Origin of the sequence: Paenibacillus sp. OK003, from assembly GCF_900109515.1 — a bacterium.
GTDB lineage: Bacteria > Bacillota > Bacilli > Paenibacillales > Paenibacillaceae > Paenibacillus > Paenibacillus marchantiae.
Map to the genome: position 1 here is coordinate 152,051 of NZ_FOBD01000014.1, position 13,370 is coordinate 165,420.

The following is a 13,370-nucleotide window of genomic DNA, read 5'->3' on the forward strand; positions in this document are numbered from 1 at the left end:
CAGATTAAAATGAAAAGGGATGATAGGTTTGGAGGAAATCTTACGTCGCATTCGATATAACCATGGAAAATTTCCAAGCAGTGAAATACAGCAAATGATAGATAAGAAGGAAGAGGCCATTCCCTACTTGCTTCAAATCATGCACAATCTGAGAGATAATTATGTAAAAGTGGTCGACAGGCCAACCAGAATAGATTTCGTCTATGCTTATTACTTGCTGGCACAGTTTCGGGTGAAAGATTTCTTCCCAATCATGATAGATATTTTATCCATGCCTGATGAAGCGTGTGAACATATATTTGGTGATAATATAACGGAGGGAATTGGACGAGTCCTTGCGTCTATATATGATGGGGATGTTAATTTATTGTACGGCTTGATTGAGAATACAAAGGCAAATGAGTATGCACGGGGACAAGCAATGAATGCTCTGGTTGTTCTGGTTTTGCATGGCCGGCTGCCAAGAGAAGAAGTGATGAGCTACTTCAAGCATTTGATCACTGAAAGACATGTAGCTTTGAGTGAATACTTATATTCAGAAATTGTATGTTGTTGTGATGATCTTTACCCTGAGGAGGTATATTGTGATATCGAACGGCTGTATGAAGAGCAGGTCGTTGATGAAACCGTCATAGGATTGGCTGATGTCAGACGAACACTAAAGAAAACAAAAGAATCTGTTTTGAAACTTAAGCAGCAAGAGCATCTATTTCAGTATATCACCAATACAATCAAGGAACTGCAAGGATGGTACTGTTTTCATCATCCCAATAAAGTTCAGGAGACCATGCTGCCTGTTTATCCGATGTATCAGCATAGCAAAATCATTCGCGAACCTGCGCGAAATTCGGCAATCAAGATTGAAAAAACGGGTCGCAACGACCCTTGCACTTGTGGGAGTGGTCAGAAATACAAGAAATGCTGCGGAAAGTCATAATTTCGATGAATCAGCGTGGTTACAAGATAGGAGTAAAATAGATCAAAAGAGGGGGCAGCCCCTCTTTTAATTTTGGGTGAAAACCCCTGACGTATATGATAGGTGTCTATGATTGATATAGTGTATCCGCTTCCTTACATTCCTTGTTGTATTTCTACGGCACATCTCGTACAATTTGGTGAAGTAATTCTGCATTGCGTTAATGTGAATGTGAAAAGGGGAGAATCGTTTGGAATCGAAGCAACTATCCAGAGGGCTAAAGCCCCGTCACGTAGAGCTGATTGCACTTGGGGGTACGATTGGCGTCGGATTGTTCATGGGATCGGCAAGTACAATCAAATGGGCAGGCCCTTCAGTGCTGCTGGCCTATTTGCTGGCTGGAATCATTATCTTTTTTGTCATGCGTATTATGGGGGAAATGTTGATTCAGGAACCTGTCACCGGTTCATTTGCCACATTTGCTCATAAGTATATCAGTCCACTCGCCGGGTTTCTGACTGCCTGGAGTTACTGGTTCCTCTGGGTAACGGTTGGTATGGCAGAAGTCACCGCGATTGGGATTTATGTAGGCTACTGGTTCCCGGATATTCCACAATGGCTGCCTGCCTTGGTTGGCGTGCTCATTATTGCAGCAGCGAATCTGGCAGCGGTAAAGTACTATGGAGAATTCGAATTCTGGTTTGCACTGATCAAGGTGACGGCGATTGTCTTCATGATCGTGATCGGAACCGGACTGATCTTCTTCGGCTGGGGGAACGGAGGACAGCCCATTGGGTTATCGAATCTGGTGAGCCATGGCGGATTTTTCCCAGGAGGCATCAAAGGTTTCCTCTTTGCCCTGTGTATCGTAACGGCTGCTTACCAGGGCGTTGAAATGGTAGGGATTACGGCAGGTGAAGCAGAAAATCCGAAGGTCACGCTGCGTAAAGCGATCAAAAACATCGTGTGGCGTATTCTTATTTTTTACGTTGGTGCCATCTTTGTCATCGTGACATTGTACCCTTGGAATGAGGTTGGAGAGACGGGAAGTCCGTTTGTACTGACGTTTGCCAAAGTCGGGATTGTCGCTGCTGCGGGAATTATCAACTTTGTCGTGCTTACCGCCGCGATGTCGGGATGTAACAGTGGGATCTATAGTGCAGGGCGTATGCTTTACACGCTTGCGGAGAATGGGCAGGCACCGGCCTTTTTCAAAAAGCTGTCCAAAGGCGGGGTCCCCCGCAACAGTATCATCATCACGATTTCCTTGCTGCTGGTTGGTGTGGTACTCAACTACCTGATGCCGGACTCCAAGCTGTTCCTGTACATTTACAGCGCAAGTGTTCTTCCGGGGATGGTTCCATGGTTCGCGCTGGCCTTCAGCCAGTTCCGGTTCAGAAAGCGTTGGGGCAATGAGATGGCAGACCACAATTTTAAATCCAAATGGTTCCCAATCAGCAACTATATCATTATCGTATATCTGACGCTCGTCATTATCGGTATGGCATTTAACCCGGATACGCGGTTACCCCTGATTGTCGGGGCTACATTTATGGCCATCGTTGTGATCGGTTATTTTGTATTTGGCATAGGGAAAAGACAGCGGGTAGATGAAGGCGAGGATCACTAGCCTTATATTATAAAATCGTTGATGTTAATGTGTTTAGAAGTTGTACCTGAATTTTACACCGGAACGGAGAGTGCAGAACAATCTGAAGATGGTACTGCACTCGTAGTGGCAAGGTGTATAATTTCCCTAGTCAACTTAATATCTTAATATCACACGTGCATTCCTTGAATACATGGGAGAACCTTCGGGAGAACCAGTGTCATGCAGGGAGTGCATTTTTTGTTTTTCAAAATTCATGCTTGAATCTCCTGTAAATAGAGGTTTGGTGATTGGAAATAGAAGAGCTGCTATTCAGAGCCAGTTTAAATTCCGCCCATCTCGGTTACAAAGGAAAGAGTGCAACTTTTATGAAAACAACATAATAAATAAATTTAAATTTACACGATAACGAAGAGCGCAGAAATAACCTGGAGAAACGTAGTGTTCGCCTTTATCCCCGGATTTTCCCCTTATAAAAGGAGAGAAAAAAATCTGGGGGTAACAGCGATTGTAAGGTTATTCTGTGATCGTAGTGATCATTGTAAATTAATCCGAGGAGGAATTGTACATGGCTAATCAAGACCAGCACACCATGCAAGATCCGACGACACAATATCCGAAGGCTACATCAGATTGGAAGCAGCAGCAGGAGGAGCCGGGGCTTCAGCGTGAAATGACTCCTGTACCTGATGCAGGTGAAAAAAGCTATAAAGGCAGCGGGCGTCTGACCGGACGTAAAGCTGTTGTAACCGGAGCAGACAGCGGTATTGGTCGGGCAGCCGCCATCGCTTTTGCCCGTGAAGGTGCGGATGTCGTTCTGGCTTACCTTCCCGAGGAAGAAGCCGATGCGAAGGAAGTGGTCAAGCTGATCGAAGAAGCAGGCCGCAAAGCTGTTGCGATTCCAGGTGACCTCAAGGATGAGAAATACTGCGAAGAACTTATTGAGTCTGCTGTAAAAGAGCTCGGTGGGATCGATATCCTCGCCAATGTGGCAGGTAAACAGCAGTTTGTTGAGCAGATCGCCGACCTGACCACAGAACAATTTGATGCGACATTCAAAACCAATGTCTATTCGATGTTCTGGCTCTGCAAAGCAGCTGTGAAACACATGAAACCAGGCAGCTCCATCATTAACACGTCTTCTATTCAGGCATACAAGCCATCTCCAATCCTGCTGGATTATGCGACAACAAAGGCAGCAATCAACACCTTCAGCAAAGCGCTGGCCCAACAAGTAGGTAGCAAAGGTATCCGTGTAAATGTCGTGGCACCAGGCCCAGTATGGACACCGCTTCAGGTGGTTGGTGGACAGCCTGTAGAAAAGCTTGCTGATTTCGGCTCCAATACTCCGCTGGGCCGTGCAGGGCAGCCTGCTGAAATGGCACCAGCGTTTGTGTTCCTGGCGAGCCAGGAATCCAGCTATGTGAGCGGTGAGACACTGAACGCCAATGGCGGTACAGTTAGTCCGTAATTTTGGATACAAAAAGCCCTATGAGTAATAGGTCAGTAATCATAGGCAAGTGAATCAAAGAACTCCATTCCCGATAAAGGTGAATGGAGTTCTTTGTTGTTATGGAATTTTTCTTAATTATTGCTTTACTTCTGATCCGGGTTAGGTTCCAGAATAGCGTAGCTGCCCAGTGTCGCCAATTGCGCCGTATTCAGCAGGGCTTCATCTACCGCAGCGAGGGCTTCACCGGCAGCTGTCATCAGCTCATCAGAGTCAACAGGTGAGGCGAAACGGAGAATGACCCGATTTTCTCCATTTTTCAGTTCACTCTCAGCCTTCGTTTTGTATTCACTAATCGAAGCGACTTCGAGATCGTTCTGTATATAATAATCGTTCGCATCACTTTCGCCATTAAATAGGGAGAGTTCGGAATCAAGCCAGTAATCCTTATCGGCTATCGTTTTCTGACTTGCAGCCGTCTCATCATTTGCATTGTACAGGAAGTAAGGAATACCGGAATTGGTCAGATTGTTGGTGGCATCCACATGGAACCATTCATTTCCGATTTTGACCTTATTCCATGCATGAGGAACACCGCTAGAGGCTCCCGTTACGACGATGCTTTCCAGTCCAGACAGATCGGAGAGCAGTTTGTAGACGGAAGCATAGCTGGCACATACGCCAACGCCTTTGACAAGGATACCGTAAGTGGTAAACGAATCATTGAACTGAGCATCCACATTTTTAAAGTTGTTCTGTTCCGCATTTTCAAGTGCCGCATCATCATACTTCGCGTTATCGTTCAGATAATCGTAGATGGCTTTCCGTTTTTCATCATCCTTCATGCCATCCTTGATGATGGAAGCAACAACTTCGTTTGCTTTGGCAATAATCTCGCTCTGTTTCTTCTGGATGACATCTGCCGACTCATTGTAATGGATCGAAAGGGTAAGTGTACCGTAATTGTATTCAAAACCTTCCACACCCAGAATCAATGGATTCTGGTACATCACTTTCAGGACAACATCGGAGAGCGTTGTGAAATTTTGGGCTTCTGGAAAAGCTTTTAATGAGATCTTGTCTTGGGCAGCAACCATGTTTTTGGCCAAAACTTCTTCCAATGCAGAATCTGCATTGATCATAGCATCGCCTGTAGCTGGCTCAGGAACCGTTTCCTGATTGCCTTGTTCTACATTCTGCTGTGTATTGGATTTCTGCTCATCCACCAAGTTGTCTTCTTCAGTTTCGGAAGCTGGCTCAGGTGATTCACTCGTAATTTCATCAGAAGCTTTATCGGAAGCCTCGCTGGATACCGGTTCAGTTTTATCTTCTGACGTTCCAGTATCGGTAGTGGACTCCGTAGATGGAGTTTCTTCCACCGTCGGTTCTGTTTCTGCTTCCGTTGCAGAATCAGGTGCCTCATGATTGTTGATGATCGTTGGCACATCAGGTGCTGGGACGTATGGCGTGTCGTTCTTCGGTTCCACCAGTCCGTTACTAGACTCAGCAACCGTTTGATTATTCAATTTGTCGAGATCTTCTTGGGTGATATTTTCTACGCGTACGTAACTTTTCAGAGCTGTTCCTTTGATGTGAAACGGAATATTCGTTTCGTTGAACTCCGAAATTTCTACACCAGCGGTATCATAGACAATCGTTCCTTGGGAAAACGAACCATCGATGTACTCAATACTTGTTGTTTTAGGCAATTCATTCATGTTCTTCAATTTCTTCATATACAGCTGTTCTTTTAAAGCCATCGGCAGCTGATTAGAGAGGGGGGCAGTGGCAACACCGTTGCTGAAATTGGATTCCTTATCTCCGCTGACCGCTGTGACGTAATATTCACCCTTCATACCATGGTTCTGATAGGAGGTCATCTGTTCATTAATGGTGCCAAGACCGCCTTTTCCATCTTCCATAAAGTCATTAAAGTATGTTTCCGTTGTTGTGGTTAAAACCAATGGATTGCTTCCATTGAAGGCTTTCTCCGCTCCTTGCAAGGGGACGTTGTTTGTTTCAAAAATAACCGTTCGATCTGCACGATTATAAATTTTATATTCGGTTGCACCTTCGACCTTGTCCCAAGTCAGTTTAAAGCGCTTATCCTTGTCGATTTCATATTTGAGATTGGGAACAGGCAGCTCGGATTTTACTGTGAAAGGAATGATCATTGGTTGATCCAGTAGCGTAAGCTTCTCGGCATCCAAATCATAGTTAATACGAATGTAATAAATGGGGGCACCGCCCCAAGTGCTTTGCTCCTGTGTCCGTAACTTATCTGAGGTTAAAACACCCCATCCAAGAGGCTTAATGGAGACACTATTGTCATTGATTTCTGGTATAGCGTAAACTTTACTGGATTCAAGCGCCTTAATATCGGTATGTACACTAATCATATCACTTGCTAGTATACGGCTATTTTTCAGATCCGCTTTAAACTTGAACGAAAATTCTTCATCTTGAGCTACGTTATACATCGGCATAATCGCTTTATCCGATTCGGAGCCGTACTTCTGCTTCAAACTTAATACGCTAGAGCCTTCTACTATTTCTGTAGGGTTATTCTCGGATGGGCTACTCTCCTTGTCATTGCTCTGGCATCCAGCCAATAACAGGGTGAGCGTAAACATAATCAAAAATAAACGTTTCATGGTACACCACTTTCTCGTTTTTCTAAGTTGTTGCAAAGGCTAATTTCTAAAAAATCTAAACACCGAAGATTATCATTTCTGGTTAAAACCCATTTTCGAACCTCTTCTCAGCAAAACCTCCTATTAATTCCCTAATGTCTTTTGCTAGTCTATGGTTATATAGACTTATTGTCAAGATATGTAATGGTATATTATGACTATATACAATAGAGCGAGAGTCCGGTATAAAACCTAGTTGAATTGATCTTTGCGAGAGAGTGAGAATTGTTGAGACTTCTGGTACAATGCATGATAAAACGAAAAATGGAGTGTATCGGATGACGCCAGAACAGATTGTCAGAACTTTTTTTGAAGAAGTGCGCTCGGGTCGCAATCTTGATTATGCCAATACACTGATGGCCGAGCAGGTACTGGCTCACCAGGTGATCTCGGAAGAGGAAGTGACAGTCACAAGAACGCCCTCCGTCTATGCGGATCATGTGAGGGAAATGATCGAGGCGTACGGAGATTTTTCGCTGCAGATTCAGGAGTTGCTTGCACAGGGGGATAAAGTATATGTACGCTGGAGACAAGTGGGTACTCATGTTGGAGAAGTGGATGGATATGCGCCGACCAACCTGCCCGTGATTGAAATGGCGAGTGCGGTATATCGAGTGGAGAATGAGAGAATTGCAGAATACTGGATTCAGATCGACAGGCTGGGGATCGAAAAACAATTGGAGCGCAATCAGAGCTGATAAGATAACCAGCTCTTTCACAGGAGAGATTTCTTAAACTGTATAATACAGAGATATAGCAGGTGGAGGTGACATCATAAAACACATCACAAAAATGGCAATGGCTGTTCTAGCCGCCACCGCGATCATTACTACAGTAATAACAACAGCATCAATGAATAATGAAACAGTTGTCACTACATCCACGACATTATCAGTAATTAATAACGAGGAGCTCGCAGGTACTGCGACTACGAAACAGTTTAATATCCCGGTGGGATTTGAATATGTGAAGGTGAGCTTTAAAAACACAGGTTCGAAAGTGTTTACGTTCACGATGAACCAAGGATCTACTGATGGAACCGCAAAAATGTCTTATACTGTCCTAGCAGATGGGAAAGAGCATACGTATTGGAGTGACCAAGCTTGGTCAACGGGTTGGTTTTATGTGAGCGTGTCTTCTGCACAAGGGATGTCCGGCAGATTGAGTGTGCTTGTGGGTAACGACCTCAATGAATTGAAAAGTTTGTAAAAGCCATCGACTCATGCTGGTAAGTGATTGTAGAAAAGCTTAAGCTTTCTTGACCCTATACCAGTATGTATAGATTTCCGAGAATCCAAGCTTGGCATACAGTTTTATTGCGGGAGTATTATTAGCAACGACTTGCAGGTAACTGGAGGTAGCGCCATTCTCTTTTCCCCAATGCAATAGATGAAGGATCATTTGTTCAGCCAATCCCCGATTCCGAAAGTTAGCGTCCGTAATGATGTCATACAGTCCAATATAACCTCGTTCCACCACACCGAATCCACAAGCAACAACTTGTCCGTCGATGAACAGCGAGATGAAACCTGTGCGCGTACGGATGTTGGTCAACATTTGTTTCATCGTTCCCCGATGCAGATCATTTACCTGATTCAGTCTGCAAAAGTGATCCAACCACTCTCCGGTTAATTGTTCGTCCATTTTTACAGCAGAGTGCTCAGGCTCCTTAATGGTTTCCAGGCTCCGAGTCTGGACCCGGCTCAGATCTACAACATCATACCCCTTTTCATGCAAAAGCTCGTCGAGATGATCCGGCTGGATAAACGGCGTAATCTTGAATATGGTACTTAACTGATTGGAAGCGTAGATTCGCTCGCATTGCTCGATCTTTTCATGCACATCTTGGGTAGAGTAGTGGAGGGGTTGAATGGAGTTGGCCCGCTTCGTATATCCCTGTGCAAAACGCAGTACCCATCCGTCAAAAAGCAAGGTGGATAAGGGCTGCCAATGGTTGAGTGATAGTTCCTCAATGGTTTTATAATCCGGATTCGATGTAGGGATCATATCTATCCTCCTATCTCATAATTTTATAATAATACATATTAATGAATAAAAATTCAATATAAGATATGTAATAGCGCGGAACATTATGCATAGAGTCACAGAATGGGTTACAATTTGAATGAATAAATCCAAATTTTGAAATTGAAATATCGAAAGAAGTGGAGCAGGTTATGCTATCTATTGAAATAAACAATCACATCATTAACTGTCACATCGAATATGGGAAACGGAAGAAAGCTTCCATTACGATGGATTTACCCTATATGGTCACAATCAAGGCTCCCAATGGTACCAGCGAAGACATGATCCGGCAGCTTGTTGCGCAACATGGGGAAGTAATTTTGACGAAATCAGCTCTGATGCAGCAGGCGTTGGATGGTCCTCAAGCGAAAGAATATGAAGAGGAAGGCAAAGGGAAGTTTCTGCTCTTTGGCAAAGAACATGCGCTGCATGAGTTAATTGACGTAGAGGGATGTTCGGAAGAGGATTTGCGTGCGAATCTGAAGAAGTTTTATTTTGCCGAGTGTAAAAGAATGATCGGTGAGCGAATCGGCCGTTACCAGCAGGAGTTAAAGGTGAAGCCGAAGTCTGTGGATATCGTAGAATCGACGACCAAGTGGGGAAGCTGCAGTTGGGATAAAAAGCTGACGTTTAACTACCGTTTGGCGATGGCACCGCTGGAAGTTATTGATTATGTCATCATTCATGAATTGTGCCATATTCACCACATGAATCATGATCGTTCGTTCTGGCGTCGTGTGGGCAGTATTATGCCCGACTACAAAGCGAAGGAAGATTATCTGATGCGAAATGGCCGAGCCATGACGTTGTGAAAAATGCCAGTGGGATTGAAGCGTTTAAGGAAGAACTCTCACGGTATAAAGGAGCCAAAGGATCGGTTCAATTTCCATTGGATCAACCATTGCCAGAAGAATTGATCCGCCGGATCTTGGAATTTCGAGTACAAGCGAATGTGAAAAAGGCTCGGGAAAAGAAGCGAAAGAAGGAGTAGATTTGGGGAAACGCCTATCGATCTACTAAAGCAAGGGGAGAGCGCATGAACAAAGCCCTGATTGTATTGGATGTGCAATACGGGATTACGTCATTGAGAGATTTCACAGCACAGCTAGGCAAAATTGAAGCGGTTATCGCTGATTTTGACCAGCGGAATGAGCCGATCATTTACTTGAAACATGTAGACTATGATCACGAGGGGTCTTCACTTTTTTACAAGAATGCTGCGGGTCTGGAGATTGTAGTCGACACTGGGCGGCATACGATTCTGGAAAAAAGTAAACCTAACGCCTTTAGCAACCCGGAGTTGAAGAAATGGCTTCATGAACATCATGTGGAACATGTGTTTATTGTTGGATTTAACACAGAATATTGTTGCCTGTTTACGGCAATTACTGCGGAATATGAAGGATTCAAAGTCACTCTGATCGAGGATGCAACGGGTTCTGTAAACACAGAAGAGACGTATGAAATGCCAGGGTTGGATATTCAGGACTTTGTCGGTTCGATTCTAAACTGGTCCAATTGTATTGAGGTTCTATATTTGCATGAATATAAGGAAATGTACGTTGATTAACACGGTTTATATGTGACTTCAAAGATTTGAGTATGGTATAATTAGAGCAGATTAGACGTAAAATGCAAAGAGAGCCGTGCTGGTAACACGACTCTCCGAGCAATAGCCGCTTTTAAGGGCGGTGGGCTTCAAACAACAGGATTACGACAAATAGACCGCTACCTTTGTTGGGGGGGCGGTCTATTTGCGTTTATCGGACAGAATAGCAACGATGAGCAAACCGAAGGTAAGCATCAGCATAATTGCTTCAAACACTGTCACAGGGCATCCCTCCCTTCATGGCGAGGTAGCCGACCGACCCTTTAAGCCTATTCTATTGCTTTGTTGATTATAGCATATTTTGTAAGAAGCTATGGGGTCAGAATCTGTGTATATGTAACTCGCTCATTAGTTGCAGGGCATGCCGAAACCCTTGTAAATAAATCTCTCTTTCCAGAAGTGTTTGCATAGAAAGTTGAGTATCTTCATATAAAAAAATGGTCTGATTCAGATGTTCAGGTAAAGCTTGGCGAATGGTATAAAAATAATGATCAGATTCTTCAGATAGTTGGGTATAATCAGGCTGCGTGTGAGACAAATTGTTGTATAATAACTCTAAGCGCGTTGGGATTAACGGTTCTGCCAAAGATTCAAGAGATTCTATCATGCATTCTCCTACTTTCTATGAATTGAACTATAGAGGTTTAATAACTCATAGAGTTATGATAACTTAATTAGTTATTAACGTAAAGAGTTACTATATTTTATGTTAAGGGATGTTTTCAGATGATTAAATTCACTCTCGAACAAGTTCTGAAGGATAAGGGTATGTCTATGTATGCTTTGGCTAAAAAAACAGGAGTTCGTCCGAATACCATTGGACAATGGGTAACGGATAGCGGTTTTGAAGTCAAATCGATCACAATCGAAACCCTTGAGAAAATTTGTGTAGCACTGGAATGTCAGCCAGGCGACTTAATCAAGTATATTGACGAGAAGTGATGTTTAACAGGCAATATTAGGCTGAGGTGCACTTTTACAATCATGGGGTTATACCTGTTTGTTTGGAGGAGAACATGTATGATTAAGATTCATTTATCTCGCATTATGGGAGAGAAAAGAATTAACATTGCCGATTTATCCCGACTAACCGGACTACATAGAAATGGGATTGCCAAATTATATAATGAGGAGACAGATGGTGTGAAGTTTGATACGCTGAATCGAATATGCGAGGCTTTGGATTGTGAGATTCAGGATATTATTGAGTTTATTAAGGACGAAAAGTGATCTTCAACGATTAGCTTAAAGCCCTATACTCTTTTAAAAAAATGGCTATGTTAAATTCTAAAGTTGATTTGTGACCATAAGAAAGGGGCTGTCCCATAAGTCATAAAAAGACTTGGGATAGCCCCGATCTCCAAAGTTATACAACAAAAAGAAGCCTTTCCTTGGTAAAATGGAAGTGTCGAGCAACCATTTCTAAGGAGGGCTTCTTTTGTACATTCAATATACCATGGATCAACTTTTCTTGCCAATGGATTTGGAGACAGATATCCCCGAAAATCACCTCGTTCGTGTTGTGAATGACGCCATCAATCGCCTGAGCGATTCCATTTTTAACTCGGCGTATCCTGGCGGGGGCCGCCATAGCTATCATCCCAAAATGCTTACTAAAGTCATCATCTACGCCTACACTCAGCGCATCTACTCTTCCCGGCAAATCGCGAAGGCCGTTCGCGAAAATATCATGTTCATGTGGCTCGCCGGGCGGCAACAACCGGATTTCCGGACCATCAATCGCTTCCGTTCCGAGCGGATGAAAGAGGTCTTGGAAACCGTGTTTACCCATGTGCTGGAGCTGCTGGTTCAGGAGCAATACGTATCCTTGGATCACTATTTTCTGGACGGAACCAAGCTTGAAGCGAATGCGAATCGCTACACATTCGTCTGGAAAAAAGCCGTCGTCAAGCACCAGGCCAAGCTGCAAGAAAAAGTACATACCCTGTTTCAAGCCATCGAAGAGGCGGAAAACGACGAAGATGCCCTTCACACCGGAACCGACCTGCCGGAGCTTGGCGAAGCCTCGGCTCTCACGGCAGACAAGCTGGAGCAAGCCGTCCAGCAATTGGAGGAAAAACTGCTCGAAAAACCCAAGGACAAAACGCTCAAGAAAGCTGTGCGCCAGTTGCGGAAGGACTTGCTGCCGCGGCTGCAAAAATATGAATATCAGCTTCAAACCGCCGGTGAGCGGAACAGCTACAGCAAAACCGACCCGGATGCGACATTCATGCGAATGAAAGAGGACCACATGCGAAATGGCCAATTGAAGCCTGGATACAATGTACAGATCGGAACGGAAAATCAGTTTATTTTGAGCTACAGTGTGCATCAGCGGCCCACGGACACCAAATGTCTGAAACCCCATCTGGATCATCTGGAAAAAACGCTGGGCCAAAGAAGACCGGAGACCGTCATTGCCGATGCGGGATATGGCAGCGAAGAGAACTACAGTTATTTAAAAGAAAAAAACATTCAGGGAATCGTGAAATACGGGACGTATCACAAGGAAAAAACAAGGGCCTTTCAGCAAGCCATCGGTAAAGTGGAGAACTGGAACTACAACGAATCGTCAGATACGTGGACCTGTGCGGCTGGACAAACGTTGCATTTTCGGTATGAAAGCCGGACGGTGACGGAGACTGGCTATACGATTCGGACACGTCATTATCGAAGTGAGGATTGCAGCCAGTGCCCTCTGAAAGGCACATGTACTAAGGCAAAAGGCGACCGGGAGATTGCGATCAGCCTGACCTACATGCGTCAAAAAAATGAAATGCGGGAACGTCTGCGCAGCGAGGAAGGATACACGCTTTCCGTTCGGCGCATGATCGAGCCTGAAAGCGTGTTTGGGCAGATAAAAAACAATCGGGGATTCCGAAGATTCCTGCTTCGTGGCTTGCAAAAAGTAAGCCTTGAGGTCGGTTGGCTTTGTCTTGCCCACAATCTGCTCAAAAAAGCGACAATGGCGGAAAAACGCAAACGGGACCAAGCAGGATGAACCTCTGCTTGGTCCCGTTTGGACGGATCGGTGTTAATTCTCTTCACCGATTTTCGTTTTTAAG

General features: G+C 44.3%; 15 protein-coding genes. 11 read left to right on the top strand and 4 right to left on the bottom strand.

The window, feature by feature from the left end:
* The first annotated feature begins 28 nt into the window (after nt 1–28).
* The 3 genes from BMW94_RS30615 to BMW94_RS21495 all read left to right on the top strand — a co-directional run bounded on the left by BMW94_RS30615 (nt 29) and on the right by BMW94_RS21495 (nt 3,996).
* Complete coding sequence (locus tag BMW94_RS30615; RefSeq protein ID WP_175480797.1) at nt 29–937, top strand: DUF1186 domain-containing protein; 909 nt, start codon at nt 29–31, stop codon at nt 935–937.
* Between the two features lie 229 nt (nt 938–1,166).
* Entirely contained in the window at nt 1,167–2,546 is a 1,380-nt protein-coding gene (locus BMW94_RS21490; protein ID WP_091000959.1) for an amino acid permease, read from the top strand.
* A 547-nt stretch (nt 2,547–3,093) separates the two neighbouring features.
* Nucleotides 3,094–3,996, top strand: coding sequence for an SDR family oxidoreductase (locus tag BMW94_RS21495; RefSeq protein ID WP_024631293.1), 903 nt, complete (start codon nt 3,094–3,096; stop codon nt 3,994–3,996).
* A gap of 125 nt (nt 3,997–4,121) precedes the next feature.
* On the opposite strand, the gene BMW94_RS21500 is transcribed toward BMW94_RS21495, so the two are convergent.
* Nucleotides 4,122–6,629, bottom strand: coding sequence for a transglutaminase domain-containing protein (locus BMW94_RS21500; RefSeq protein ID WP_091000960.1), 2,508 nt, complete (start codon nt 6,627–6,629; stop codon nt 4,122–4,124).
* 317 nt (nt 6,630–6,946) lie between these two features.
* Here BMW94_RS21500 and BMW94_RS21505 point away from each other — a divergent pair, with 317 nt between their 5' ends.
* On the top strand, nt 6,947–7,366 hold the full coding sequence (locus BMW94_RS21505; protein ID WP_063567144.1) for an ester cyclase: 420 nt from the start codon (nt 6,947–6,949) through the stop codon (nt 7,364–7,366).
* Nucleotides 7,367–7,520: 154 nt separating this feature from the next.
* Nucleotides 7,521–7,877: a hypothetical protein gene (locus BMW94_RS21510; RefSeq protein ID WP_175480798.1), complete on the top strand. Its 357-nt coding sequence runs from the start codon at nt 7,521–7,523 to the stop codon at nt 7,875–7,877.
* A gap of 39 nt (nt 7,878–7,916) precedes the next feature.
* Here BMW94_RS21510 and BMW94_RS21515 read toward each other — a convergent pair whose 3' ends face one another.
* Entirely contained in the window at nt 7,917–8,675 is a 759-nt protein-coding gene (locus BMW94_RS21515; protein ID WP_091000962.1) for a GNAT family N-acetyltransferase, read from the bottom strand.
* Between the two features lie 170 nt (nt 8,676–8,845).
* On the opposite strand from BMW94_RS21515, the gene BMW94_RS21520 reads away from it, so the two are divergent.
* The 3 genes from BMW94_RS21520 to BMW94_RS21530 are packed head-to-tail and all read left to right on the top strand — an operon-like array spanning nt 8,846 to nt 10,266.
* Complete coding sequence (locus BMW94_RS21520; protein ID WP_091000963.1) at nt 8,846–9,508, top strand: M48 family metallopeptidase; 663 nt, start codon at nt 8,846–8,848, stop codon at nt 9,506–9,508.
* The gene (locus tag BMW94_RS21525; protein ID WP_139209382.1) at nt 9,505–9,687 is read left to right on the top strand and encodes a hypothetical protein; all 183 of its coding nucleotides are present in this window, start codon (nt 9,505–9,507) and stop codon (nt 9,685–9,687) included. The genes BMW94_RS21520 and BMW94_RS21525 overlap by 4 nt, the downstream gene beginning before the upstream one ends.
* Nucleotides 9,688–9,732: 45 nt before the next feature.
* Nucleotides 9,733–10,266, top strand: a complete 534-nt coding sequence (locus BMW94_RS21530; protein WP_091000964.1) for an isochorismatase family protein — start codon at nt 9,733–9,735, stop codon at nt 10,264–10,266.
* A 180-nt stretch (nt 10,267–10,446) separates the two neighbouring features.
* On the opposite strand, the gene BMW94_RS31370 is transcribed toward BMW94_RS21530, so the two are convergent.
* Nucleotides 10,447–10,527, bottom strand: coding sequence for a putative holin-like toxin (locus BMW94_RS31370; RefSeq protein ID WP_363928414.1), 81 nt, complete (start codon nt 10,525–10,527; stop codon nt 10,447–10,449).
* A 97-nt stretch (nt 10,528–10,624) separates the two neighbouring features.
* Nucleotides 10,625–10,912 carry a hypothetical protein gene (locus tag BMW94_RS30980; RefSeq protein WP_091000965.1) on the bottom strand — a complete coding sequence of 96 codons (288 nt, stop codon included), beginning with the start codon at nt 10,910–10,912 and terminating at the stop codon, nt 10,625–10,627.
* 119 nt (nt 10,913–11,031) lie between these two features.
* Between BMW94_RS30980 and BMW94_RS21540 the strand changes: the two genes are divergently transcribed.
* The 3 genes from BMW94_RS21540 (at nt 11,032) to BMW94_RS21550 (ending at nt 13,306) form a co-directional block, all read left to right on the top strand.
* Nucleotides 11,032–11,247 (top strand): helix-turn-helix domain-containing protein, encoded by a 216-nt coding sequence (locus BMW94_RS21540; protein ID WP_064642162.1) that lies wholly within the window; start codon nt 11,032–11,034, stop codon nt 11,245–11,247.
* A 78-nt stretch (nt 11,248–11,325) separates the two neighbouring features.
* Nucleotides 11,326–11,535, top strand: coding sequence for a helix-turn-helix domain-containing protein (locus BMW94_RS21545; RefSeq protein WP_017690565.1), 210 nt, complete (start codon nt 11,326–11,328; stop codon nt 11,533–11,535).
* 208 nt (nt 11,536–11,743) lie between these two features.
* The gene (locus tag BMW94_RS21550) at nt 11,744–13,306 is read left to right on the top strand and encodes an IS1182 family transposase (RefSeq protein WP_091000966.1); all 1,563 of its coding nucleotides are present in this window, start codon (nt 11,744–11,746) and stop codon (nt 13,304–13,306) included.
* Nucleotides 13,307–13,370: the final 64 nt, after the last annotated feature.

Excerpts from the sequence above, each read along its gene's own strand:
- BMW94_RS21495 (WP_024631293.1), top strand. The coding sequence starts at position 3,094 with ATGGCTAATCAAGACCAGCACACCATGCAAGATCCGACGACACAATAT.
- BMW94_RS21500 (WP_091000960.1), bottom strand. The coding sequence starts at position 6,629 with ATGAAACGTTTATTTTTGATTATGTTTACGCTCACCCTGTTATTGGCT.
- BMW94_RS21505 (WP_063567144.1), top strand. The coding sequence starts at position 6,947 with ATGACGCCAGAACAGATTGTCAGAACTTTTTTTGAAGAAGTGCGCTCG.
- BMW94_RS21510 (WP_175480798.1), top strand. The coding sequence starts at position 7,521 with ATGAATAATGAAACAGTTGTCACTACATCCACGACATTATCAGTAATT.
- BMW94_RS21515 (WP_091000962.1), bottom strand. The coding sequence starts at position 8,675 with ATGATCCCTACATCGAATCCGGATTATAAAACCATTGAGGAACTATCA.
- BMW94_RS21520 (WP_091000963.1), top strand. The coding sequence starts at position 8,846 with ATGCTATCTATTGAAATAAACAATCACATCATTAACTGTCACATCGAA.
- BMW94_RS21530 (WP_091000964.1), top strand. The coding sequence starts at position 9,733 with ATGAACAAAGCCCTGATTGTATTGGATGTGCAATACGGGATTACGTCA.
- BMW94_RS30980 (WP_091000965.1), bottom strand. The coding sequence starts at position 10,912 with ATGATAGAATCTCTTGAATCTTTGGCAGAACCGTTAATCCCAACGCGC.
- BMW94_RS21540 (WP_064642162.1), top strand. The coding sequence starts at position 11,032 with ATGATTAAATTCACTCTCGAACAAGTTCTGAAGGATAAGGGTATGTCT.
- BMW94_RS21545 (WP_017690565.1), top strand. The coding sequence starts at position 11,326 with ATGATTAAGATTCATTTATCTCGCATTATGGGAGAGAAAAGAATTAAC.